At 58.8% G+C, this 22,421-nt stretch carries 25 protein-coding genes and 1 pseudogene; 16 read left to right on the top strand and 10 right to left on the bottom strand.

Features of this window, described 5'->3' with window-relative positions:
- Window positions 1-35: 35 nt before the first annotated feature.
- The gene (locus tag BGO89_08060) at window positions 36-515 is read right to left on the bottom strand and encodes a hypothetical protein (protein ID OJX60038.1); all 480 of its coding nucleotides are present in this window, start codon (window positions 513-515) and stop codon (window positions 36-38) included.
- Window positions 516-719: 204 nt separating this feature from the next.
- Between BGO89_08060 and BGO89_08055 the strand changes: the two genes are divergently transcribed.
- The 4 genes from BGO89_08055 to BGO89_08040 all read left to right on the top strand — a co-directional run bounded on the left by BGO89_08055 (window position 720) and on the right by BGO89_08040 (window position 4,066).
- Window positions 720-1,970 (top strand): hypothetical protein, encoded by a 1,251-nt coding sequence (locus BGO89_08055; GenBank protein ID OJX59942.1) that lies wholly within the window; start codon window positions 720-722, stop codon window positions 1,968-1,970.
- 132 nt (window positions 1,971-2,102) lie between these two features.
- Window positions 2,103-2,684, top strand: coding sequence for a hypothetical protein (locus tag BGO89_08050; GenBank protein OJX59941.1), 582 nt, complete (start codon window positions 2,103-2,105; stop codon window positions 2,682-2,684).
- A gap of 183 nt (window positions 2,685-2,867) precedes the next feature.
- Entirely contained in the window at window positions 2,868-3,470 is a 603-nt protein-coding gene (locus BGO89_08045) for a hypothetical protein (GenBank protein OJX59940.1), read from the top strand.
- Window positions 3,471-3,574: 104 nt separating this feature from the next.
- Window positions 3,575-4,066 carry an ATPase gene (locus BGO89_08040; protein OJX60037.1) on the top strand — a complete coding sequence of 164 codons (492 nt, stop codon included), beginning with the start codon at window positions 3,575-3,577 and terminating at the stop codon, window positions 4,064-4,066.
- A gap of 84 nt (window positions 4,067-4,150) precedes the next feature.
- Here the strand turns inward: BGO89_08040 and BGO89_08035 are convergent, their stop codons facing one another.
- Window positions 4,151-4,927, bottom strand: coding sequence for a hypothetical protein (locus tag BGO89_08035; protein ID OJX59939.1), 777 nt, complete (start codon window positions 4,925-4,927; stop codon window positions 4,151-4,153).
- 68 nt (window positions 4,928-4,995) lie between these two features.
- Window positions 4,996-5,418 carry an OsmC family peroxiredoxin gene (locus BGO89_08030; protein OJX59938.1) on the bottom strand — a complete coding sequence of 141 codons (423 nt, stop codon included), beginning with the start codon at window positions 5,416-5,418 and terminating at the stop codon, window positions 4,996-4,998.
- A gap of 246 nt (window positions 5,419-5,664) precedes the next feature.
- Here BGO89_08030 and BGO89_08025 point away from each other — a divergent pair, with 246 nt between their 5' ends.
- Entirely contained in the window at window positions 5,665-7,398 is a 1,734-nt protein-coding gene (locus BGO89_08025) for a hypothetical protein (GenBank protein ID OJX59937.1), read from the top strand.
- 209 nt (window positions 7,399-7,607) lie between these two features.
- Here the strand turns inward: BGO89_08025 and BGO89_08020 are convergent, their stop codons facing one another.
- The 3 genes from BGO89_08020 to BGO89_08010 form a co-directional block, all read right to left on the bottom strand.
- A complete protein-coding gene (locus tag BGO89_08020) occupies window positions 7,608-7,985 on the bottom strand; it encodes a hypothetical protein (GenBank protein ID OJX59936.1) in 378 nt (125 codons plus the stop codon).
- A 155-nt stretch (window positions 7,986-8,140) separates the two neighbouring features.
- The gene (locus tag BGO89_08015) at window positions 8,141-8,722 is read right to left on the bottom strand and encodes a DNA-3-methyladenine glycosylase (protein OJX59935.1); all 582 of its coding nucleotides are present in this window, start codon (window positions 8,720-8,722) and stop codon (window positions 8,141-8,143) included.
- Between the two features lie 25 nt (window positions 8,723-8,747).
- The gene (locus tag BGO89_08010; GenBank protein OJX59934.1) at window positions 8,748-11,012 is read right to left on the bottom strand and encodes a hypothetical protein; all 2,265 of its coding nucleotides are present in this window, start codon (window positions 11,010-11,012) and stop codon (window positions 8,748-8,750) included.
- Between the two features lie 133 nt (window positions 11,013-11,145).
- Between BGO89_08010 and BGO89_08005 the strand changes: the two genes are divergently transcribed.
- Complete coding sequence (locus BGO89_08005; protein OJX59933.1) at window positions 11,146-11,784, top strand: peroxidase; 639 nt, start codon at window positions 11,146-11,148, stop codon at window positions 11,782-11,784.
- A gap of 289 nt (window positions 11,785-12,073) precedes the next feature.
- Here the strand turns inward: BGO89_08005 and BGO89_08000 are convergent.
- Together BGO89_08000 and BGO89_07995 are read right to left on the bottom strand one after the other, a co-directional pair.
- Window positions 12,074-12,542: pseudogene (locus BGO89_08000) on the bottom strand (hypothetical protein).
- 165 nt (window positions 12,543-12,707) lie between these two features.
- Window positions 12,708-13,079 (bottom strand): hypothetical protein, encoded by a 372-nt coding sequence (locus BGO89_07995; GenBank protein ID OJX59932.1) that lies wholly within the window; start codon window positions 13,077-13,079, stop codon window positions 12,708-12,710.
- A gap of 207 nt (window positions 13,080-13,286) precedes the next feature.
- Between BGO89_07995 and BGO89_07990 the strand changes: the two genes are divergently transcribed.
- Window positions 13,287-13,712 carry a glyoxalase gene (locus tag BGO89_07990; GenBank protein OJX59931.1) on the top strand — a complete coding sequence of 142 codons (426 nt, stop codon included), beginning with the start codon at window positions 13,287-13,289 and terminating at the stop codon, window positions 13,710-13,712.
- Here BGO89_07990 and BGO89_07985 read toward each other — a convergent pair.
- On the bottom strand, window positions 13,673-14,107 hold the full coding sequence (locus tag BGO89_07985; protein ID OJX59930.1) for a DoxX family protein: 435 nt from the start codon (window positions 14,105-14,107) through the stop codon (window positions 13,673-13,675). The genes BGO89_07990 and BGO89_07985 overlap by 40 nt on opposite strands.
- A 135-nt stretch (window positions 14,108-14,242) precedes the next feature.
- Between BGO89_07985 and BGO89_07980 the strand changes: the two genes are divergently transcribed.
- The 3 genes from BGO89_07980 to BGO89_07970 are packed head-to-tail and all read left to right on the top strand — an operon-like array spanning window position 14,243 to window position 16,038.
- On the top strand, window positions 14,243-14,839 hold the full coding sequence (locus tag BGO89_07980; protein ID OJX59929.1) for a hypothetical protein: 597 nt from the start codon (window positions 14,243-14,245) through the stop codon (window positions 14,837-14,839).
- A gap of 25 nt (window positions 14,840-14,864) precedes the next feature.
- The gene (locus tag BGO89_07975) at window positions 14,865-15,785 is read left to right on the top strand and encodes a dTDP-4-dehydrorhamnose reductase (GenBank protein OJX59928.1); all 921 of its coding nucleotides are present in this window, start codon (window positions 14,865-14,867) and stop codon (window positions 15,783-15,785) included.
- A 37-nt stretch (window positions 15,786-15,822) separates the two neighbouring features.
- Window positions 15,823-16,038, top strand: a complete 216-nt coding sequence (locus tag BGO89_07970) for a hypothetical protein (protein OJX59927.1) — start codon at window positions 15,823-15,825, stop codon at window positions 16,036-16,038.
- 121 nt (window positions 16,039-16,159) lie between these two features.
- Here BGO89_07970 and BGO89_07965 read toward each other — a convergent pair whose 3' ends face one another.
- Window positions 16,160-17,704 carry a magnesium chelatase gene (locus BGO89_07965; GenBank protein ID OJX59926.1) on the bottom strand — a complete coding sequence of 515 codons (1,545 nt, stop codon included), beginning with the start codon at window positions 17,702-17,704 and terminating at the stop codon, window positions 16,160-16,162.
- Between the two features lie 80 nt (window positions 17,705-17,784).
- Here BGO89_07965 and BGO89_07960 point away from each other — a divergent pair, with 80 nt between their 5' ends.
- Genes BGO89_07960 through BGO89_07935 form a run of 6 tightly spaced genes read left to right on the top strand, consistent with a single transcriptional unit; the run spans window position 17,785 to window position 22,406 of the window.
- Window positions 17,785-18,420 carry a ribonuclease H gene (locus BGO89_07960; protein OJX60036.1) on the top strand — a complete coding sequence of 212 codons (636 nt, stop codon included), beginning with the start codon at window positions 17,785-17,787 and terminating at the stop codon, window positions 18,418-18,420.
- An 18-nt stretch (window positions 18,421-18,438) separates the two neighbouring features.
- A complete protein-coding gene (locus tag BGO89_07955; protein ID OJX59925.1) occupies window positions 18,439-18,891 on the top strand; it encodes a deoxyuridine 5'-triphosphate nucleotidohydrolase in 453 nt (150 codons plus the stop codon).
- Complete coding sequence (locus tag BGO89_07950) at window positions 18,888-19,331, top strand: ribose 5-phosphate isomerase B (GenBank protein ID OJX59924.1); 444 nt, start codon at window positions 18,888-18,890, stop codon at window positions 19,329-19,331. The genes BGO89_07955 and BGO89_07950 overlap by 4 nt, the downstream gene beginning before the upstream one ends.
- Window positions 19,328-20,059, top strand: a complete 732-nt coding sequence (locus tag BGO89_07945) for a bacillithiol biosynthesis deacetylase BshB1 (GenBank protein ID OJX59923.1) — start codon at window positions 19,328-19,330, stop codon at window positions 20,057-20,059. The genes BGO89_07950 and BGO89_07945 overlap by 4 nt, the downstream gene beginning before the upstream one ends.
- The gene (locus BGO89_07940; GenBank protein OJX59922.1) at window positions 20,059-20,970 is read left to right on the top strand and encodes a 16S rRNA (cytosine(1402)-N(4))-methyltransferase; all 912 of its coding nucleotides are present in this window, start codon (window positions 20,059-20,061) and stop codon (window positions 20,968-20,970) included. Before BGO89_07945 ends, BGO89_07940 begins: the two co-directional genes overlap by 1 nt.
- Window positions 20,971-21,020: 50 nt before the next feature.
- Window positions 21,021-22,406 carry a hypothetical protein gene (locus BGO89_07935; GenBank protein OJX59921.1) on the top strand — a complete coding sequence of 462 codons (1,386 nt, stop codon included), beginning with the start codon at window positions 21,021-21,023 and terminating at the stop codon, window positions 22,404-22,406.
- Window positions 22,407-22,421: the final 15 nt, after the last annotated feature.

Raw genomic sequence — 22,421 nt, 5'->3', positions numbered from 1 at the left:
TATCCGGCCTGACTGAACCACTTGCGCATCGACCGTCACTTTCCGTCGTAGGCTCGCTCGAGCGCGACAAGATCGATCTTCGTCATCCCCATCAGGGACTGCATGACGCGCATCGACCTGTCCGGATCCGACAGGTCTGTGAGCCGTTCCAGGACGGAGGGCACGATCTGCCATGCCAGACCGAACTTGTCCTCCAGCCATCCACAGTCCATCGGTTTTCCACCGCCCGCGAGGAGCTTGTTCCACAACTCGTCGATCTCTTCCTGTGTATCGCAATTGACGTAGAGCGAGATGGCGGGTGTGAACTTGAACATCGGGCCGCCATTCAGTGCGAAGAACGTCCTTCCTTCCAGTTCGAATATTCCGTAGACGAGCTCTCCGATCGAGCCGTCCGGCATCGGCGCCTTGCCCTTGAAGACACTGACGATTCTGGAATTCTTGAAGATGGATGTATAGAAGGCCATCGCTTCTTCGGCCGTGTCGTCGAACCACAGGTGCGTTACGATCTTTTCCATGATGGTTCCCTTGCAGGAATGATGAATGATGGTGCAGTCGTCATGATTCGAACCTACCGACATCGTTCCACCTTGCCGGGGTGGGATTACGACATAGATTGTGGCTGTTTGCGGCGACCCTCCGTAGTAGAATGGTAGTAGGATACGGATGGAGCGTATCGACGATGTTGAGGTTCCCTCATCACTTCCAACAGGAGAATTCGCATGTTGCTTCGTACGGTACTCGTCTTCTGCTTCGTGCTCATCGTACATACTGCCCACAGCCAGGACTGGGTGCTGGCTTCTTCGACATCACTGGGTGTGACCACCAAACTCGCATGGACACACAAAGGACTGTTCATGTACGACGGGGATACGGTACGGCGCTCGATGGATGAAGGGGCGACATGGTCCGACGTCCCGCACGGCATGCCGGGCAACGTCTATGCCGTGATCGAGTCGGACGGAAGCATCTATGCCGTCGGACCCGCTCCCGGTGCGACCGTCGGTATCTTCAGGTCGGCTTCGGGAGGCGACGCCTTCACGCGCGTAGGCGACATCACCCTGCCCTCCGGGACGATCACGCAACTCGCCGTGAACGGGGGCGAACTGATCGCGGTCAGCAATCGGTCCAGCGTCTTCGTCAGTACCGATGCCGGTCTGACATGGGCGGAGCGAACGGTGCCGGCATCCGTTTCGAACATGGTCGACTTCGCAGCGGACGGTGACCATTGGGTCGTTGCAGGTGTCGGCGGTGCAGCACGGTCGACGGATGGCGGCATCACGTGGACGGCGTTGTCGGATCTTCCGGGATTCGGTGGGAAGCCCAATCATCTCGGCTTCTCGGGCAGCACGGTAGTCGCCAGCGGTACGATGGGTACCTGGCGGCTCACGGACAACGGGTGGGCAACGATCTCCGGTCTTCCCGTGGCCGCGACATTGCCCGCCACTGTCCAGGATCTCACCTCGTCCGAAGGAACGGCCTTTGCCGTCGCCGTGCCGTTCGGTGGTAGCGTCGGTACCTACTATCTCACTCCCGATGCGACGGAGTGGCGGCAACTGGGCACGACGACGTATCCCGCAGGTCATGGAGCCGCGCGGAATATGATGACCGTGTCTCCGACGAAGGTCTTCATGCACTACGTCGGCGTCGGCCACCCGCTTCGCGGAACCTTCACGATCACGAATCCAGCGGGCGGTACGTCATCGGTCGCGGAGAATGTATCGAATCATGTTCCCGTGTATCCGACTCCATCCCATACGTCATGTACGATATCACTGCCGGAGAACATCGACGGCGAGCGTATCGACGTCGATATCCACGACATCGGTCTCGGACGTGTCCGCGCGTCGGCGCATGCTTCGCGTGACGCCATCACTATCGATGTCTCGGGTCTTCCATCCGGTATCTATACCGTCCTGTGCCATCAGGAAGGAAAGATCGTTCTCAGCACGAGGATGATCGTCGTCCATTGACGAGGACCAACGATCGGACTATCTGGCCAGGCCGACGTCATGTCGGTCTGGCCAGATTCGCAGGAAGCAGGATCCTGATCCATCCGACGATCTCCATGCATATCTGATCCACCTGCTTCGAGGTTGACCATCATGGATGCTCCGGCAGACGATATGGCGGCCTTGCGGACGTCGATCATGTCTGGCGATCTCGAGCCTCTACATCGCTATCTCGCGTCCGGTGGCGATCCCGACTCGGTCAACACGAAGGGTATGTCACTTCTGATGCTCGCCGTATGGGCGGACAAAGGACCCGACGGCCCACGACTCCTGCTCGAAGCCGGGGCCGATATCTCGTTCTGTCAGCCAGGCACAGGATGGCGCGCATTCCACTTCGCCGTCGTGAACGATCACCTCGACGTGCTCCATCTCCTCCTGCATCGCGGTGATGCGTTTCATGCACCGGATGACTGGAAGGCCCTCCACTATGCCGTGCAGTATCGCGCCTACCGTACCCTGTCCGCTCTCGTCGAGCGTGGCGTCGACATCGAATTGCGCGACGATGAAGGCAGAACACCCCTCATGCGGGCGGCACGTACGGGTATCCCGCAGATGATCACGTTCCTGATCGAATCCGGTGCGGATCCGTACGCCAGGGACTCCGATGACCGCAGCCCGTACGATCATGCTGTCCATGCCGGCAAAAAGAAGGCTGCGATGCTTCTTCGGATCTAGGTCCGGTTCCCGCAGGTAGTGCAACACCTTTCGCACGCAGCAAGCCTATTCCCGCATGTAGATCGTGCCTGACCTTCCTGGTCATCGCACGGACAGGGTTCGACCTTTTCCTTTGCCTATTGCGTAAGTGATTACTTACACATATATTCGTAAGTGATTGCTTACTTATTTGACGTGACTACGATGAGAAGAGACGTCTATCAGGCCATTGCCGATCCGACACGGCGCGACATCATCAACCTGATCGCCTACAGGCCGATGAACCTCAATTCCATCGCCGACAACTTCCGAATGAGTCGACCGGCCGTCTCGCAGCATATCAAGATACTCGCCGAATGCGGTCTGGTACATATCAGGCAGGAAGGCCGCGAGCGCTTCTGCGAAGCGACGCTGAAACCGCTCGGCGAGGTATCGGACTGGATCGAACGCTATCGCAGGCACTGGGCCGAACAGTACGACGCACTGGACGACGTCCTGCTACGCCTCCAGAAGGAAGAGACAGCCCCGGACGATACCGGCATGGCGAAGAACGTAGCCATCGTCCCTCCGCCTCCAGGCACGAAGAAGACCCCGATGTCCGTACCCGATGACACGACCGGAAAGAATACGAAGGACGGCAAGCACGCGAAGCGCAAGAAACACGGGAAGACTGACGCAAAAGATCCGATGCTGGTGGCTTCCGCCACTGGTCCCCGACGGAACAAGGGCAAGAAGCACAAGGACAATGCATCGAAGCCCGGAAGAAAAGAGAAGAAAACCAAGGCTGGACGTGCAGGAAAGAAGTAGGTCGGATATCCCATACGTCACGGACACCATCATCGACGTCGAACCGCACGGTGCGGCCGCCCATGCGGATCGATCAATCATCATCCACATCCAACTACATCATCATGGCAAGCAAGAACGAGACGACACTCGTCGTCGAACCCGGCAAACAGGAAATCCTGGTCACCAGAGAATTCGATGCACCGCGCGAGCTGGTCTTCCGCGCCTATACCGATCCGGCGTTGCTGGTACAATGGCTCGGTCCGCGTTTCCTCACCATGCGCCTAGAGAAGTTCGAACCTCATAGCGGTGGATCGTATCGCTACGTGCAGACGGATCCGGCCGGCAACGAATACGGATTCCACGGCGTCATTCACGAAGTCGAGAAGCCGGAGCGCATCATCCAGACCTTCGAATTCGAGGGCCTGCCCGAGAAAGGCCACGTCGTTCTGCAGACCGCACGTTTCGAGGCTCTCCCGAATGACAGGACTAGGATCACGACGCAGTTGCTCTTCCAGTCCGTGGCCGATCGTGACGGCATGGTGCAGTCCGGTATGGAAACGGGTATGGAGGACTCCCATCAGCGGCTGGACGATATCCTCGAGCAAGGCAAGTAGGACCTCATCATGCAGCGAGCCGGATATCGTCGATATCCGGCTCGTTACTTCATTCGTATCGCTCATGAGCGTCGTGGATCGGCATCATGCCCACGCGTCGACGATCGTCCTGCGGAACAGCTCGTTCAACGGCTCGATTCCGATATCCGTATCCGGCTTGTGATCGGCGATCGCACGGAGCCGCGGAAGATGACCCTCGATATAGTCATGTATCGCCGGGATGATGGCACCGACCATGGATTCCGGTGAGCGTTGTTTCACGACGAGCAAGGCATCGATCGCTTCACGTACGGATCCGTCCGGGAGACCCGCGTCGAGCAATCTGTCGAATTCGATCGGTACCCGACCTCGCCCTTCCTCCAGCCATCGCATCGCGAGGATCGGTCGTAGGACGTAGAGGTACTTCTTATGGCGAACCGCATCTCCTTGCAGAGAGTCCTTCAGGTTACCCTCGGCCATATGGAGACAATGCAGGAAACTACTTCGCTGCGAGAACTGCTCATCCGCCATCATACGCAGGGACCGGGCGAATGACGTATGGATAGGGTAGATGATCGGACAGTTCAGCCATTCCAGGAGCGGAGAGTTCGATTTACGGAAGAGAACGAGCGCCTTCCTGATATCCCACCCGGCCAGATCGATCTCGTCGGTGATCGGACGCTCTATGACATCGCGGAATGACTCGATCGTGAGATATCGCTCCTGACGATGGCAATAGACGAATCGGACATCATTATCGCTATCGGGCGATGCGAATCCGCAAGCCCGGCTTCCGGACTCGACAGCCAACAGGACCCTGACGTCTTCCTCATCTTCCACTCGCCGCAGATCATGCTGGATCCGCTCATGTCGTTCATACATTCCTGACGCTGGATCCTATGATCGGATTCAGCACAGACGGACATGCCGCTAACCACAGGAAACGCATCCTATCGATACTCGACGTTGAGCATGATCGTCGCCCCGGCAAGGACCTTCGACACTGGGCAGTTTTCTTTCGCACCTGCCGCGATGGCCATGAATTTGTCGCTGGCCACGCCAGCGATCTGATCCGCCTTCAGATTCAGTACGATGTTCGTAATCGTCAGCGACGGCACATCGAGTTCCACCTCGGCGGTCGTTTCGAGATTGCCTGGTGTGATACCGGCCTGCGTGAGCGCTGCGCTCAGAGCCATGGTGAAGCAGCCTGCATGGGCGGCCCCGATCAGTTCTTCCGGATTGGTGCCGACTCCGTTGTCGAACCGCGTATTGAAGGCATAGGGCGTCGCCTTCAGAACTCCACTCTGTGTGGTAATGTCGCCCTTCCCCTCCTTGATCGTTCCGTTCCAGTGGGCTGTGGCTGTGCGTTTCATGATATCGTCCCGGAAAGTGATGATGATGACGTGATGTCCAACGGTTCGGCGAACCTACTCAATTCCTTCTGCTTTCTCCCGTGATGCTCCGATGATACGAAGACTCGAACGGTTCCCATCGATGATGTCCCCGGGGCGTGCGATGATGCCCTCCGCCGGATCGACGTCGTACACGTGTCGTCATACGCATATCCCTATCTTGGCCGGATTCGTTCCGACGTCATTACCGCTATCGATCGGATTGTCATGGCAATTGCCGCACGTATGTCGACGTGTCTCATATCGGGCTTTCTTTTCATCGCATCCTCCTACGCGAGGTCGCAGACGTTCGGCGACGAATGCCAGCCATGGGTACGTCCCGTCACGACGCACCCCGATGAACCCGTTGCCCGCCCCGGTGATTCCCTGAACCTGTTCGACTGGCGTCGTGCCGTATGGCCCGTGAACGCATATCAACGAATCAATCACGGCGACCGGATCGACGTCGTCGACATCGATTCGATCCCGGCGCCCTCACACGACGTCGTCAACAGGCAGTTGCCCGGAATCGTCGATCCCGACGTTCTGAATCCCGATCTCGGATGGGAGTTGATACGTTTACATGATGGCGTCAAGCCCGGTAATGATCGCCGGTTTCGGACACCATGCGTTACGGCTCTGTTCTACAACAGGTATTCGGGCATTATCCGGCCGATGTTCTACTTCGTGGAACTGCACGACAAGCGCTTCGATCTTCTTTCCTGTGAGATGAGTATCCACGTTTCGGATGGTCCGACTCCATCGTTCGTGATCGTCGATGCCCTGAACGAGGAAGCGCTCGATTCGAACATGCTCGTCGATATCCGGTACACCAAACACCGTTCGATCGCAGCACCTCTCGAGGTCAACGAACGGGCGTGGATCTACGAGGACTTCCCTACAGCCTATGATCCATGTGCGTGCAACCAGGCAACGACGGTGTTCTTCACCAACATATGGCGTTCCGTAGAGTCCGTCGTACGCAACGATTCCCTGCTCAGGATCACCTACGGTCCGTACCGCTTTGCGGACGTCGGAACGTATACACCGGGTTCCCGCCCCGACCTGCGTAGCGATTATCTGGCTTCGCGGATACCGTTCTACGATGCACCGCTCGGCCTGTGGAATCTCCTGCGTACCCCACGGATACGACTCGTCCAGTACGATAGCGTTGCCATCAATACCGGCGAGCATACGGTCAGCGGTCGGCTTCTCCTGCAGGAATCCCTTCAGCAGACGGTGAACGATCACGTATTCCGTACCGATGTTCCCATCCGGAACGTCATGGCCTACATCCTCACGATTCGTGGTGAGGTCGCAGGTATGACGGGACTCCGTCGTGTGAACGATTCCCTCTATGTCACCGACGATATCGATGCCGAATGCGCCAACGCCATACCATACCGATTCTCGTTCGTGCCCCGCGATACCTGCACCATCACGTCGGCACGTCTTGCCATACGACCGACGTTGCACTCACGGTATACGGATCGTATCGGTGAGGTCAGTCCGGAGAAGTTCTTCGCCAGCATTCTCATCCATACCGATTCACTCGCCCCATCCTCTATCTGTGCAGGCGTCGTCAGACCGACGCCCGACGACCTGGCTTCATTCTGTTCGAGCCCGGTGTACATGCAGAGATCCAGGTTACGACGAGCGAATCTGCCACTGGCCGATACGATCATGCTCCGACGGGAGATCGAACGATCCCTTCACGTCTATCCGAATCCGACCGTGGACGATGTAACGATCAAGGTCCGGACTTCCATCGGCGAGCAGATCGACAGGATATGGCTGGTAGATCTTACCGGCAAGACGATTGCCGTCATCGCCCTCGATCCAACGATGTCCACGTCCTCGACCATGACGTTCCGGACCGCCGACATCGCCTCGGGTACCTATCATCTCCTCGTCACGACATCGCAACGCACGATGGGAACGACGCTCGTCATACGTCATTGACGTCTTCTGCACTTCTCATCGATGCATTCCAATCGATGGCATCCCATCGGATGCGGAGTCTCGTACACCCGCGATGAATGACGTGTCCCAGCGCGGTACGATATCCGTGGACGGCGCTCCTGATCCCATGACCGGAAAGGAACGAACCATGACCATCATGCACAGGGTGATGATGGTCACGGTTCCAGGTAGTGGTCAGGAAACGTCGTCTAGCGACTTCCGGGCAACGGATTGCCGCTCACATCGAACAGCAGATCCTTGCCACCGACTTCAGCCTCGTATGTGACGACACCGGCGATATCCGTGATCTTCGCCGCTTCGGTGATGTTCTGGCTCCTGTAGTTCTTCGCGACATACTGGCGGACGGTCTCGGGCAGTTCCTCGACGGGGATGGAGACTTCCGTCTCTACGATAGTACCATCGGCTTCGAAGAGGATACTGTGTTTCCTGTCGGCATCCCTGAACGTGGCTTCGTATTTGTTGCCCTTCTCCTTGTCCCATTTCACATGGTGGGCCTTGGGATACTTCGACGTCAGTGCCGAGACGACCTTGGCTGGAACGTTCTTTTCGTCGGTCTTTGCGACCATGGCTGTACAGAGGACGAGAGCGAGGAGAACTCCCGTACATATTGCTTTCATGTCCGATCCTTTCGGAAAGTGTGATCAAACAACCGGAGCGGATTAGATGGTATTCCACTCCGAATGTTCCCGGACCGGTTCGACACCCCCAAGATATACCGGACCTATTTCATTCTGCTGGTGGCGGCATATCTCCAGCAATCCTTGACATGGTCATTCACCAGACCACAAGCTTGCATGTGGGCATAGATGACGGTACTCCCGACGAATGTGAAGCCACGTTTCCTGAGATCCTTGCTCAGGGCATCGGATTCCTTCGTGGTAGCGGGTACTTCGCGGAGCGAGGCCCAGGAGTTGACGATGGGTACATTTCCGACGAAGCCCCAGATGTAGGCGTCGAAGGTCCCGAATTCCTTCTGCACGTCGAGGAATCGCTTCGCATTGTTCCGCGCTCCATAGACCTTGAGACGATTGCGCACGATACCGGGGTCGAGGAGGATCTTCTCAAGCCTGTCATCGGTGAACCGCGCCACTTTCACCGGATCGAATCCGGCGAAAGCCTTGCGATAGCCTTCCCGTTTCCTGAGGATGGTAGACCAGCTCAAACCGGCCTGTGCTCCCTCCAGGATCAGGAATTCGAAATGGACATTGTCATCGTGTACCGGAACGCCCCATTCGTTGTCGTGATAGACAACATAGTCGTCGAATCCCGTACACCATCCGCAGCGGATGCGATCGTCGTTCATGATGATTCCATGTTCTGATGAATGTCTATCGGACGATGAAGTATCCCGTTCTTACGCTACCGTTGCCCACGAGTCGATAGAAATAGGCTCCACTGCCCCATGTTCGTACGTCGAACCTGCATGACTCCACCGATGGACCGGGTACCCGCTCTTCCATGGTACGCCCCGTGACATCCACGATATGGATCGACGTCCATGGTCTGTCAGCAGGGATCGCGATGGTCACTTCGGTCGTTGCAGGATTCGGATAGACCCCCGTCATATCGATCGACGTTCTCTCTTCGGCGACGTCCGTCTCGATACCGCCCATGGCAGCGAAGATGTCGAGCTTCCCGTACCCCCACGTCTGGTTGGGAAGGGTACCCACGCTTCCGGTATAGAGGTCGTGCCGGGCATGGGTAAGGACAGCCTCCTTCACCTGATCGAACGTCGCTTCCGGATGCTGCTCGAGATACAGGGCCAGTGCCCCCGTCACGAAGGGACAGGCCATACTCGTACCGCTGAAGACGGCCGTCAGAGGATCCGTCATCTGAGTGCTGTCATGATCCGCATAGCGGGAGAGGGAGGAGGCCACATTCAGACCTGGAGCCGTGATCTCGGGCTTGAGTCGGCCATCGAGGGTCGGCCCGACGCTGCTGAACGGCGCCATGGCGCCCTGAGCAGCCCGCCCACCATTCAGACCTGCCTGCGTCCTGCCACGGATATCCGTGTAGTTGACCTTGTTGACATAGGCGCCCACCGCCAGGACGTTCCGTGCGGTTGCGGGTATACCGATACCCAGCTTGTTGTCGCTGCCCCGGTAGTGTGCATCCGTACGTCCACCATAACCGGCGATGTTGGCCGCGAAGCCGTTCAGTGCCTGTGTCCAGGCGTGAAAGCTTCCCGAACCCTTGACGTGCACCCTGTAGAGGTTCGCTCTATGCGAACCGGAATCCGTCTTCACCACGAAGGCATCGCGAGCCTGGATGTACCATTCCGTCCGTCCTTCATCGTAGGCAGCGGCAACGAGCCGGATGGTTCCTGCCGTATCTCCGTTCGTGTAGCGCACCGTGAAGTGGACACCGTTCACGGAGTCCTTGAGATCCTTGAGTCTGAGCCAGGGCGTCATGAACATGTTCTTCTGCCCGATCGCTCCCGAACCGCGGAAACTCGCCTTGATGCTGTCGAGAGATACCGCGATCGAGAGACTGTCGTCGTACTTCGCCTCGTTCACTCCATACCACGTTGCCCCATTCAGCGTGTTGATGTAGGTCCACACCGAGTCATCGGATATAGGATAACCGCCATGATGACTGAAGCTCCCGCCTTCATTACCGGCGGAGGCACAGACGATGAAGCCGCGGCCACTACCGGTCATCTGGTCCAGACCCTGCTCGAAAAGACTGGTGCCATCGTGCGGCGCACCGAAGACGAAGCCGAGACTGAGATTCACCACTGCCGGACGACCGAGAGCGCGTGCTTTCCGGTAGATGTAGTTGACGGCATCGAGGGTCTTGACGGAATTGGAGAACGTATAATCGCCATTACCCACGAGACGCGTCTTCACCATCATCAGGTCTGCATCGTAGGCCACTCCGCGCAGTCCGCCTGCCGTTCCCATCACATGCGTACCATGTCCCGCACTGTCGCGCTGCGTGACGATTCCGGGCGAAGATTCGAGCTCCGTCTGGATCTGCTGCATGGTCCATTCCGACCCGTATCCGGGTTCCGATGGTGGAATGCCGCCGGACGCCGTCTGATCCCAGATCGACAACACACGTGTCTTCGTCGTGTCGTCCTTCTTGCGGAAGTCCGGATGGAGAAAGTCGAGACCTGTGTCCACGACACCCACGATGATACCCTTTCCCGTGAACGACATACTACCGGGCAACGCGCCACTGGACACCTTGTCCGCACCGATGAGCCGCCGTCCGGTATCGTTGTGGAGTTGCATCGGTTGCGGTGACTCCACGCGCACGACGTCCGGCTCTGCAGCGAAGCCAGTAATGGCGTCCAACGGCAGATCGGCGGTGCAGATGCTTCCCATGACGGACCGCAAGGTACCCCCATGGCGTTCGACGAGGCTGCGGACATCCGTCTCTTTCGTCTTGAAGATCACGGAGATGACGGGCGCCGCAGCCACGGCATTCGCGGGCAAGGGCGTCTGCCGTTCGAGAACCAGGTGCGGATTTCCGATCCATAACTTCAGTTGGGCATCGATTTTTTCGATGCTTCGCCGCTGCTGTCCTGTCAGTGTGGTTACCGACAACATCAGGAACGACGCGAATGCGAGTGCGGATGTACGATTCATGACGCAAGAATATGAAAACCCCGGATGGTCGGAACCTTCGTGAATGGGTCGCGCGACAACCTGGATCGTCGATGTATTTTGGTCCTTCCCTTCCTGGGGCAACATTTTTCCCACTTCACTGTTCATCACCGCTATGGCAACGATCAGACTGGGCGACACCGCCCCGGACTTCAATGCGGAATCCTCCGAAGGACCGATACGTTTCCATGAATGGCTCGGCGATACATGGGGCGTACTCTTCTCCCATCCCGCGGACTTCACTCCGGTATGCACGACCGAACTCGGTACGGTAGCCAGGTACAGGAGTGAGTTCGACAAGCGTAACGTCAAGGTTGTCGCCCTCAGCGTCGACCCCCTCGACTCCCACGCATCGTGGATCAAGGATATCAACGAGACACAGCACACGACGGTGAACTTCCCCATCATCGCGGATGAGGATCGCCATGTCTCCGAGCTGTACGATATGATCCATCCCAATGCGAGCGAGAAGGCAACGGTACGCTCGGTCTTCATCATCGGTCCGGACAAGAAGGTGAAGCTCATGATCACCTATCCTGCATCGACGGGGCGCAACTTCGACGAGCTGCTGCGTGTGATCGACTCGCTCCAGCTCACGGCCTACTACAAGGTGGCCACGCCGGCGAACTGGAAGAACGGCGACGACTGCGTCATCGTTCCCGCCGTAACGAACGAGCAGGCCATGGAGCAGTTCCCCAAGGGCTTCACCGAAGTAAAGCCCTATCTCCGCATGACTCCGCAGCCGAACCTTTGATCGGCATCATCGACATCGTTCGGAAACGGCGTATCGGCGGCAAGCCATACGCCGTTTCACGTTACGGGATGATATGGCTCCGATAGGACCAGGTCGAACCGACACATCCGACCGAGTACGTTGTCAATGAACCATCGACAACGTATACGTGACGGTATGGGAGCACTTCGTGACAACAGTACTGAATGGGTCCGTGCATTCGCCTCATTGTCGGTTGATCGACCGACGATGCGGGGTCGGCGTCACATTCACGGACCCTATCATCACATATGAACGAGAAGTTCCCGAATCACTTCGACCTGCCTCGTTCTTCCAGTGCCTTGATGCGAGGCAGGGGCTTGTTCGTTTCGAGAAGGGTCTTGAGCGATGAAAGGATCGGCGACCATCCCTCACGGAATCCGGCAACTTCTTCCTCACTCCGGAGTTCGTCGTGTACGAGGGTGAGTTTCATCATACCATCGACGGGCTCCATGGTGAAGCTGACGCGCGATGTTCCCATCTCCTGCACCTCATCATCGAACACAGGGCGGAAACTGTAGGAAAGGCGACGTGTAGGATCGGTTTGGAAGACCTTCCCTTCATCGGTCACGACATTCGAGTCTCCATCGTAGAACCGTACGGGAGAACCGACGCTCCACTCCGACTCGATGCGCCGATCGTACCAGTAGAGTCTCGTGATCGCTCCCGATGTGAGACTGCTACAGCTTGTCCGGCGTCGTGGCGATATAGGCGACGTAGACGAATTCCGGTCCGTCCATCGGTCTTCTCCAGTATGGTTGCGAGGTCATCAGGAGCTCGATGATGTCCATACATGTCTTGCCGATCCCGCTCTTCGGTACCGGGTCCAGACCGGCGGATGCGGTCCCCACGGACGAGCCAGGCCTGCGAGATACCATCCGACATCATGGTCTGTTCCTCCGTTTTCAGATCACTATCACTTCCTCAGGCGAGCTATCGTCTTCGGCCGGACCGAATCGCAGGATGACGATGGGTCGTCTCATGAACGATGCTCGGCGGAGGGCCGGAGCCACCGTTTCGAACAGACGTCTGGCATCCGGTCCATAGAGGAATATCGTCCCTTCGGCAGGCTCACCACCCACTTCGTGACCATCGCACAGGCCGATCCGCTTGTCGAGCAGATTCTCGAGTTCTTCTTCCAGCTGATAGAGTTCTTCCAGATCGATCGTTCCATCATCGAACAGGAAGTGGACGATCACGGCTTGTTCACGCGGATCCGGTTCGGCCCCGCGACCGAACAAGCCGCCGAAGGTGAACAGGTTCTTCAACCATGACATCGGTGCGTCTTCCGGACTGGTATGTCGTACATGCTCCGTCATATCGTCCGGTCCATTCCGGTCACATATATGCCATCGTACCTGTGATCGGTCTCGCACAATAATAGTCAGGTATACTAGGTTTGACGGTGTCGGCAGCGTTCGTACCATTTCATCGTCGATCTTCCCCTGACGGATCGACAGGAGGTAACCGTGACACTTCCCCGCATGACGATCGTGACACTCGGCGTGACCGATCTCGAACTCTCCACGACATTCTACCGGATGGTCTTCGGAATCCATCCCAACAGCGACTTCGACGGAATCGCATTCTTCGAACTGCCTGGAGTATGGCTGGCGCTCTATCCCCTCGACAAGCTCGCCGAGGACATCGATCCCGGCCTTGCCTTCGATCGTACCGGCGGGTTCAGAGGCATGACCCTCGCCTACAACGCCCGCTCGAAGGACGAAGTACTTGCCATCTTCGATCACGTCGCACAGGCAGGTGCCACCATCGCCAAACCTCCCCAGGATACGTTCTGGGGAGGCTTCAGCGGGTACTTCGCCGATCCCGACGGATTCCACTGGGAAGTGGCGTGGGGACCGATGTTCGATCATGCTCCGGACGGTTCACTCCGGTTCAGGTCGGCCTGACCGGCAAGGCCACCGCGACGGTCGAGGCTCAATGGACCGGTACCGAAGTACGCAATGATGAGGGCCGCACCGACCATGGAGAGGTTCTTCATGAACATCACCATGTCCATCCGTGCCATCATCGGATCCTGGACCTTCCAGAACGTATGCATGGTGAAGGTGACGGGAAGCAGGAACAGCACGATGAGCCAGGCACCCCACCGGGCCTTGTAGCCGAACAGGATACTCAACGCACCGATGAGCTCCATGATGCCCGACAGCGGCACCAGTACGCCGGCCATCGGGACGCCCTGTGCTGCGGCGAAGCCGATGCTTTCGCTGCTGAAGTGGCCGAATGACGACATCACGAAAATGACGACGAACAGGATACGGCCGAGGAGAGGAATACTTTTCATATCGACGCTCTGTTTTGGATGAGACAAACGACTGTCGTTGATTAAACAACAACTGTTGCCTAACTTACAGGCGTCGAGTTTCGAGCCAAGACGACAGAAGGCCCATTCTGTCGCCTAACCAACAGAACGAGCCTTATGTCGGATACCGAACTTCAGGTCGACCCCCGTGTCGTCCGCACACGCAGACTGCTTCTCGATGCCTTCATCGGTCTGATGGGCGAGAAGCCGTTCGAGGATATTTCCATCACGGAGATCGCCACCAGGGCGACCGTGAACAGGGCCACCTTCTATGCCCATTTCGCGGACAAGCAGGAGCTGGCCGATGCCTTTCTCCGTGAAGGTTTCGAACGGATCCTGCAGAAGCACACGGCCGTCAAGGGCAAGACGATGCACGAATGCCTCCATAACCTGTTCATGGCCACGCTCGAACATCGCCGGACCGTCCATGCCGACTGCAAGGCGAAAGGAAGGAATTCGAACGAGCTCCGCGTCTTCGAGGCCTCCATCGAAGTCGAGGTGAAGATGCAGTTGCGTGAATACATCCACGAGCGACTGCTCGACGATGCCGGCAAGAAGACGAGTACCGCGAAACAGCAGGCCGATATGATGGCCGCGGTGATCAGCTCAGCACTCTATGCCGCCGTCGTTCACATCTCCACCATGCCCGCATCGCAATCGACCTCACACATCGACGTCATCGTCGACCGCATCGCACGAACCCTCGATACCTGATCCACTTCACCCTTCTTCATCGACCATGACCATAACCATCATCGGCGCAGGCAGCATGACCGCAGGAGCGTTGATTCCGATGCTGCTGGATGAAACGGACGCCACACTGCATCTCATAACGTCACGCGAACTACCGTATGCGCATGACCGTGTGGAGACGAGCATCCTGGACATCACGGACCGGAACGCCCTGAAGGAAGCCATCCTTGGCCGACTCCCCAACGTCATCGTCAACACCGCGGCTCTCACGAACGTCGACAAATGCGAGACCGACCGCGGACTGGCATGGAGCCTGAACGTCACACTCGTAGAACAACTCGCACGCATGGCTCGCATCGCCGACGCCCATCTCGTCCACTTCAGTACGGACTACGTCTTCGACGGGCAGAAGGGACCATACTCCGAACTCGACACGCCTCATCCGATCAATTATTACGGCAAATCGAAGCTGGCGGGCGAGAACGTCTGCCTCGGTTCGGGCATCCCGTCGACCGTCGTCAGGACCAATGTCGTCTATGGCCCCGACGGCGACCGTCCGGACTTCGTCCGCTGGGTACTCCAGTCCATCGACGCCGGCATTGCCATCCGCGTCGTCAACGACCAGTATTCGAATCCGACGTATGCGGAAGATCTGGCCGAAGCCGTGACGCGCATCATCCGGCGTCGCAGGACCGGCCTGTATCATGTCGGAGGCGCGGACTACATGACCCGCTATGACTTCGCCCTGAAAATCGCGACCATGTTCAAACTCGATGCGTCGCTCATTTCCCCGGTGTCGACGAACGAACTGCAGCAAGCCGCCAGGCGACCCGTCCACGGTGGGCTGGTGACGCTGAAGGCGGAAACCGACCTGATGATGAAGATGTCGAGCGTGGAAAGCGGCCTCGCAAGCCTGCGCCACAAGCTCGTCACGAAGCAGCAGCGACCGCCGCTTCCGGAGCGGTGACCGTCTCTGAAAACAAAACAGGCCTCATCGTGGTGCGATGCGGCCTGCATGGGACGTAGAAGAACAGGGGACGTTGTTCTTCCTCGAGATGTATGTGAAAGAGGGACGGAACGAGTTACGGGAGGCCCAGGGAAAGGTTTCACTCATTCCGGAGCTTATCTTGGTCCATGGGGCGCATATGAACCATTCTACCGGAATGGAACCACCAACGTCCCTGTTCCTCTACGTCCTATGCTACACGTACTTGTTATGAGCATGAACCGCATGGCGGAACATCGTCCCACCTCCGGGCAGATATTTTTTCGCACTGCCCTGCCCGTATGCGGCACGGTTCGTGCACCGCAGTCGTGTCGCGAGACAGATTCGACCGCGGCTCATCCGTTCCAGTACGGACGGTCCAGACTGCGATACTGGATGGCTTCCCGGACATGTCCGACATCGATGGCATCGGTACCTGCCAGATCGGCGATGGTTCTCGAGACCTTCAGGATGCGGTCATAGGCTCTGGCGGACAGTCCGAGCCTGGTCATCGCCGTTCTGAGCTGGTTCAGGCTTTCCTCATCCAGACGGCAATACCGTTCCACGTCCTTGCCCGACATATCGGCATTCTTGTGCAGGTGTGGACTCCGTTCGAAGCGCGCCGCCTGCCTGCGCCTGGCATGGACGACCCTGCCGCGAATCACGGCACTGGTTTCACCCTGTCCCGTTCCGGCCAGTTCATGAATACGTACGGCAGGTACGTCCACATGGATGTCGATACGGTCCAGCAGGGGTCCCGAGATCCTGGACATGTAACGCTGGATGTCGTGCTGGGAACAGGTGCATTCCTGATGGGCATTGCCGAACTGGCCGCACGGACATGGATTCATGGAACAGACGAGCATGAAGTTGGCCGGATATTCGACGCTCATCTTCGAACGTGCGATGCTGATGTACTTGTCCTCGAGTGGCTGACGAAGGACTTCGAGCACGTTCCGCTGGAACTCGGGCACTTCGTCGAGAAAGAGCACTCCATGATGTGCCAGCGATATCTCCCCTGCCCGAACCACACCTACACCTCCTCCGACCAGTGCGGCATCGCTGATGGTATGGTGCGGCGCGCGGAATGGCCGCTGCGTCACCATGGCCGTACCGGACGGAAGCAGCCCCGCCACGGAATGGATCTTCGTCGTCTCCAGCGCTTCGGCAAGGGACAATGGCGGCAATATCGTGGCGATGCGCTTCGCGAGCATCGTCTTGCCCGCACCGGGTGGACCGACCATGATCATGTTATGGCCACCTGCAGCCGCGACCTCCATCGCCCGCTTCACCGCTTCCTGTCCTTTCACGTCGTGGATATCCGGCATCTGCACCGATGGTGACGTCTCGAACATTCGGTCGACGTCCACGTGGTACGGTTCGATGGCCCGGCTGCCCTCCAGATATTCCAGCGCCTCCACGAGTGTCGAGACCGGTATGACGTCCACACCGTCGACGATGGCGGCTTCACCGGCATTCCGGACGGGGACGATCATCCTGCGGATGCGACGTCCGCGCATCGCCAGGGCGATGGGCAATACGCCATGTATCGTGCGCAGCGATCCATCGAATGCCAGTTCACCGAGCATGACCGTTCCGTCCAGGTCCTTCGGCACGACCTTCATGTAGGCGGCGAGAATGCCGACGGCAACGGGCAGATCGAAGGCACTGCCTTCCTTGCGGACGTCCGCAGGGGCGAGATTGACCATGATCTTGCGTGCCGGTATGTCGTAGCCACTGTTCTTGATGGCGGCCATGACCCGCTCGCGCGATTCACGAACCGCCGAATCCGGAAGACCGACGATCTGGAATCCGGGTAGCCCCGTATCGATGTGCGTTTCCACTTCGATGCGGAAGGCATCGATACCGAAGACCGAAGCGGAGATGGTCCGTGCATACATGGCACCGTTCCAGGGAGAAAGTTGACGGTATGATCGTACACGGCGCTGCCGATAGTGTGACAATTCGCAACTTGAAGGTCATGGCAGCAGCAAAGAACAAATGGTACGTCGTGTGGCATGGCCACAATTCCGGCGTCTACGATTCATGGGAGGCCTGCAAGGCACAGATTCACGGTGTGCCGGGTGCCAAGTACAAGGCCTTTCCCAGCCGTGCGGAAGCCGAAGCGGCACTGGAGGAATCGGCCCATCTGCACGTAGGCGCAGGAACGAGGAAACCCGCGAAACCACGCACCTTCAAGGAAGGCGATGGCCCCCGTCTGCCGAGTCTTTCCGTCGATGCGGCATGCGACATGACGACGGGTGTCATGGAGTATCGCGGTGTGGATACCGCCACCGGCGTGGAACTTTTCAGGATGGGCCCGTTCCAGGACAGCACGAACAACATCGGTGAATTCCTCGCCGTCGTCCACGCACTGGGCCTCCTCAAGCAGAAGGGGTCGTCCGTTCCGATCTACAGCGACAGCCGGACGGCACTCTCGTGGCTGCGGCACAAGCATGCCAAGACCACCGTAGCCCGTACGGCAGGCAATGCCGACGTGTTCGAACTCCTCGACCGTGCGGAGCGCTGGCTGAACACGAATACGTGGCCCAACGTCGTGCTCAAATGGGAGACGGAGCGCTGGGGCGAGAATCCGGCCGACTTCGGACGGAAGTAGTTCGGTAGTTTTGCATCCATGAATCTCCAGATCAACATCACACGGCTGCCCCACGCGGCAGACCTTCCACTGCCCTCCTACGCTACGTCGGGTGCGGCCGGTATGGACGTCCATGCGGCCGTCGACCAGGCCCTCGTCGTCCAGCCGGGCTCCATTGCCCTCGTTCCGACCGGACTCGTCATGGCCATCCCGAAAGGATTCGAATGCCAGGTACGTTCCAGAAGTGGCCTCGCGGCCAGGAACGGCGTCTTCGCACTCAACGCACCGGGTACGATCGACAGCGACTATCGCGGTGAAGTGAAGGTCATTCTCGCCAACATTTCAGGTGATCCGTTCACCATCGAACGTGGATCACGTATCGCCCAACTCGTCGTGGCACGCCACGAGCAGGTGGAGTGGCGCGCCGTGGAGGCCGTCGACGCCACCGAACGCGGCAGCGGCGGATTCGGCAGCACAGGAGTACATCCATGACGCTCAGCATCGGTTCGGATCATGCAGGATTCGCCTACAAGGAAGCCCTCAAGGCCATGCTCATCGCGGACGGTCATGACGTGATCGACGTCGGAACGCATTCCACGGAATCCACCGACTATCCCGACTACGGTGTGGCGGCAGCTCGCCTCGTCCAGAACGGTACGGCGGAGTTCGGAGTCCTCGTCTGCGGTAGCGGCATCGGCATCGCCATGGCCGCCGACAAGGTCAAGGGTATCCGCGCGGCGAATTGCACGAGCGTGGAAATGGCACGCCTGGCACGCATGCACAACAATGCCAACATGGTCGCCGTAGGCGAACGCCTGGTCAGTGAAGAGCTGGCCAAGGAGATCGTCCGCACCTTCCTCTCGACTCCCTTCGAAGGCGGCCGTCACGAGCGCCGCGTGGCCAAGATCCATACACTGGGAGACATCGGATGAGTGTCGACGTCCTCGTTCTGTCGGCCCACCCCGACGATGCTGAACTGGCCTGCTCGGGTACGATCAGGAAGCTCACGAAGGAAGGCCGCACGGTCGCCTTCGTCGACGCAACGCGTGGCGAACTGGGTACGCGCGGCACGCCCGAACTCCGCGAGAAAGAAGCCGCGGCAGCATCCGAGATCCTCGGCGTCCATATCCGCGAATGTCTCGACATGACTGACGGCGCCATCATGCATACGGACGAGAACATCCGTCGCGTGGCAGGTGCCATCCGCGCACATCGTCCGACCCTGATGCTCATTCCCCCGCCATTCGAACGTCATCCCGACCACGAAGCCGTACATCGTCTCGCACGGGCCGCGGCCTTCGTCGCCGGACTGGCCAAGGTGGAGATAGCGAGAGACGGAGTCGTGCTGGAACCACACCGTCCGAAACGTCTGCTCTGCTTCCAGCAGCAGTACGACTTCCCGCGTCTGCCGGATCTGTATGTCGATATCTCGGAAACGTTCGAGGACAAGATGCGCTCCATCCGCGCCTTTTCGTCGCAGTTCCATCTGCCCGAACTGTATGCGTCGGACGAACCGTCCACCTTCATCTCCCGCCCGGAATTCCTGGAAGAGATCGAGGCACGTTCGCGCTACTACGGAAGCCGTATCGGCGTGGCCCATGCGGAAGCGTTCCTGGCCGTCGAACCTCTCGGCGTTTCATCCCTTTCCGTCCTGCTCTGATGGCACGGCTGGAAGAATCGACGTATCACGTCCCCGTCATGGCCACGGAATGTCTGGACATGCTCCGCATCCGGCCGGATGGAACGTACTGTGATGGTACACTGGGCGGCGGTGGCCACACATCGCTGATCCTGGAGCGATTGAACGACGAAGGACGGCTGTATTCGTTCGATGCCGACGACGTCGCCATCCGTCATTGCACGGAGCGCTTCGCCGACGAGCTCGCACGCGGTGACGACAGCCGCCTCATCCTCGTCCATACCAACTTCGAAGAGATGCCGGACGTGATGCGGGACAAGCGTCGGGTCGACGGCATCCTTCTCGATCTTGGGGTGAGCTCCTACCAGTTCGACCATCATGGCCGTGGTTTCTCGTTCCGGCAGCAGGCTCCCCTCGACATGCGCTTCACCGCAGAAGGCGAGACGGCAGCCGACATCCTGAACACACGCGACGAAGCGGAAATAGCGCGGATCCTCTTCGATTACGGCGAGGATCCATCCGCACGCCGCATCGCGGCCGCCATCGTGCAGCGACGCCGCATCGCGGCCATCCGCACGACCATCGACGTTCGCGACATCGTCGTAGGCATCATTCCACCCCAGCATCAGCCCAGGACCATGGCGCGCGTCTTCCAAGCGCTGCGCATCGCCGTCAACCGGGAGCTCGAGCGGCTGGAGCATGTCCTGGTGAGCATGATTCCCCTGCTCGCACCGGGTGGACGCCTCGTCGTGATGAGCTATCACTCGCTCGAGGACCGCATCGTCAAGAACGTCTTCCGTGATCACGGACGTGATGTCCTGACCATCCTCACCAAGCGTCCCATCGAACCGTCGTCCGAAGAAATCGCCCGCAATCCCCGCTCCAGGAGCGCCCGACTGCGCGTCGCGGAAAAAACAGCCGGCGAAAGGTAACGGTCATCGTTATTTTCGCGGCTGCTGCACGAAGTCCTTCCTTCCTCCTCATGACCAACGTCGCCCCCTTTTCATATCGGGACCTTCAGGCCGTTATCGGCTATGCCGCCGCACACCTGCCAGCCGACATTTCCATCGTCGGCGTCAGTACCGATTCCAGAACGCTCACCGACGGCAACGTCTTCATCGCGCTGCGAGGCGAACGCTTCGACGGCCATGACCACGTCGATCGCGTCCTGAGGGAAGGGAACGCTTCCTGCGCCGTCGTTTCCGAAGACTATCTCCACCACGCTGCCGCGGATCTGCGGCCACGCCTCATCGGCGTTCCCGATACGCTGCGTGCGCTGGGTTCGTTCGCATGGTGGCACCGGCGGCGTTTCGGGATCCCCGTCATCGCCATCGCCGGTGCGGCAGGAAAGACATCGACGAAGGAACTCACGGCGGCGGTGGTTTCGCAGGCTTTCCGCGTCCTCAAGACCGAAGCCAACTACAACAATCAGGTCGGCACACCGCTGACGCTGCTGCAGCTCGCCGCCGAGCATCAGGCTGCCGTGATCGAGATCGGCACCAACGAACCCGGCGAGATCGAACTGCTCAGTGCCATGGTGCAGCCCACCCACGGCCTGATCACCAATATCGGCAAGGAACATCTCGAAAAGCTGATCGACCTCGATGGCGTCGAGCGCGAGGAAACGGCCCTGTTCGACTATCTGAACGACCATGACGGGCTGGCCTTCGTGAATGCCGACGACGAACGGCTTCGTACCTACGAACGGAAGGTCGGTCGTACGATCACCTTCGGACTCGACCACGACGCCGACATCAGGATCGGCGTGACCTTCGACGCTTCACTTCTGCCGGTCGTCCATATCATCAAGGATACCTTCACGTTCCGCGCTCGTCTGGCCACGCCGGGTATCGCCGCGGCACGCAATGCAGCCTGTGCCATCGCCATCGGATGGTCCCTGCAGATGTCGGCCGACGAAGTACGTGTGGGGCTGGAGTCGTACGATCCGCCCGCATCGCATGGATATGCACGCATGTCCGTGGAACGCATGGGCGGCCTGACGATCCTGAACGATACGTACAACGCCAATCCCGAGTCGATGCGCGTGGCACTGGACACGCTCGGGCGGTATCCCGGAACGAGACGGCTCGCCGTTCTCGGCGACATGCGCGAGCTCGGTGACGCTTCCGAAGACGAACACATGGCCATCCTCGGCGAAGCCGCCAGCCATGCCGACGCCGTCATCGTCACCGGCGACGAGTTCCGTCGTGCGGTTGAACGCCTCGACGCGCCGCACGTCCTGTGGTGCGCCACCCATAGCGGGTGCGTCGAACAGATCCGGTCCCTCGCAGGAACGGAAGCCATCATCCTTGTCAAAGGTTCACGCGGCATGACCATGGAAAAGGTCATCGCCCTATTGCACGAATGACGATTCGCTCCGGGG

The sequence above is a fragment of the Candidatus Kapaibacterium thiocyanatum genome (genome assembly GCA_001899175.1).
Taxonomy (GTDB): Bacteria; Bacteroidota; Ignavibacteria; order Kapaibacteriales; family Kapaibacteriaceae; genus Kapaibacterium; species Kapaibacterium thiocyanatum.
Note: the sequence above shows the minus strand (reverse complement) of the source record. Positions and strands in the feature narration are given on the sequence as shown.

Coding starts and splice junctions, on each gene's coding strand:
- BGO89_08060 (OJX60038.1), bottom strand. CDS start 515: ATGGAAAAGATCGTAACGCACCTGTGGTTCGACGACACGGCCGAAGAA.
- BGO89_08055 (OJX59942.1), top strand. CDS start 720: ATGTTGCTTCGTACGGTACTCGTCTTCTGCTTCGTGCTCATCGTACAT.
- BGO89_08050 (OJX59941.1), top strand. CDS start 2,103: ATGGATGCTCCGGCAGACGATATGGCGGCCTTGCGGACGTCGATCATG.
- BGO89_08045 (OJX59940.1), top strand. CDS start 2,868: ATGAGAAGAGACGTCTATCAGGCCATTGCCGATCCGACACGGCGCGAC.
- BGO89_08040 (OJX60037.1), top strand. CDS start 3,575: ATGGCAAGCAAGAACGAGACGACACTCGTCGTCGAACCCGGCAAACAG.
- BGO89_08035 (OJX59939.1), bottom strand. CDS start 4,927: ATGTATGAACGACATGAGCGGATCCAGCATGATCTGCGGCGAGTGGAA.
- BGO89_08030 (OJX59938.1), bottom strand. CDS start 5,418: ATGAAACGCACAGCCACAGCCCACTGGAACGGAACGATCAAGGAGGGG.
- BGO89_08025 (OJX59937.1), top strand. CDS start 5,665: ATGGCAATTGCCGCACGTATGTCGACGTGTCTCATATCGGGCTTTCTT.
- BGO89_08020 (OJX59936.1), bottom strand. CDS start 7,985: ATGGTCGCAAAGACCGACGAAAAGAACGTTCCAGCCAAGGTCGTCTCG.
- BGO89_08015 (OJX59935.1), bottom strand. CDS start 8,722: ATGAACGACGATCGCATCCGCTGCGGATGGTGTACGGGATTCGACGAC.
- BGO89_08010 (OJX59934.1), bottom strand. CDS start 11,012: ATGAATCGTACATCCGCACTCGCATTCGCGTCGTTCCTGATGTTGTCG.
- BGO89_08005 (OJX59933.1), top strand. CDS start 11,146: ATGGCAACGATCAGACTGGGCGACACCGCCCCGGACTTCAATGCGGAA.
- BGO89_07995 (OJX59932.1), bottom strand. CDS start 13,079: ATGTCATGGTTGAAGAACCTGTTCACCTTCGGCGGCTTGTTCGGTCGC.
- BGO89_07990 (OJX59931.1), top strand. CDS start 13,287: ATGACGATCGTGACACTCGGCGTGACCGATCTCGAACTCTCCACGACA.
- BGO89_07985 (OJX59930.1), bottom strand. CDS start 14,107: ATGAAAAGTATTCCTCTCCTCGGCCGTATCCTGTTCGTCGTCATTTTC.
- BGO89_07980 (OJX59929.1), top strand. CDS start 14,243: ATGTCGGATACCGAACTTCAGGTCGACCCCCGTGTCGTCCGCACACGC.
- BGO89_07975 (OJX59928.1), top strand. CDS start 14,865: ATGACCATAACCATCATCGGCGCAGGCAGCATGACCGCAGGAGCGTTG.
- BGO89_07970 (OJX59927.1), top strand. CDS start 15,823: ATGCGGCCTGCATGGGACGTAGAAGAACAGGGGACGTTGTTCTTCCTC.
- BGO89_07965 (OJX59926.1), bottom strand. CDS start 17,704: ATGTATGCACGGACCATCTCCGCTTCGGTCTTCGGTATCGATGCCTTC.
- BGO89_07960 (OJX60036.1), top strand. CDS start 17,785: ATGGCAGCAGCAAAGAACAAATGGTACGTCGTGTGGCATGGCCACAAT.
- BGO89_07955 (OJX59925.1), top strand. CDS start 18,439: ATGAATCTCCAGATCAACATCACACGGCTGCCCCACGCGGCAGACCTT.
- BGO89_07950 (OJX59924.1), top strand. CDS start 18,888: ATGACGCTCAGCATCGGTTCGGATCATGCAGGATTCGCCTACAAGGAA.
- BGO89_07945 (OJX59923.1), top strand. CDS start 19,328: ATGAGTGTCGACGTCCTCGTTCTGTCGGCCCACCCCGACGATGCTGAA.
- BGO89_07940 (OJX59922.1), top strand. CDS start 20,059: ATGGCACGGCTGGAAGAATCGACGTATCACGTCCCCGTCATGGCCACG.
- BGO89_07935 (OJX59921.1), top strand. CDS start 21,021: ATGACCAACGTCGCCCCCTTTTCATATCGGGACCTTCAGGCCGTTATC.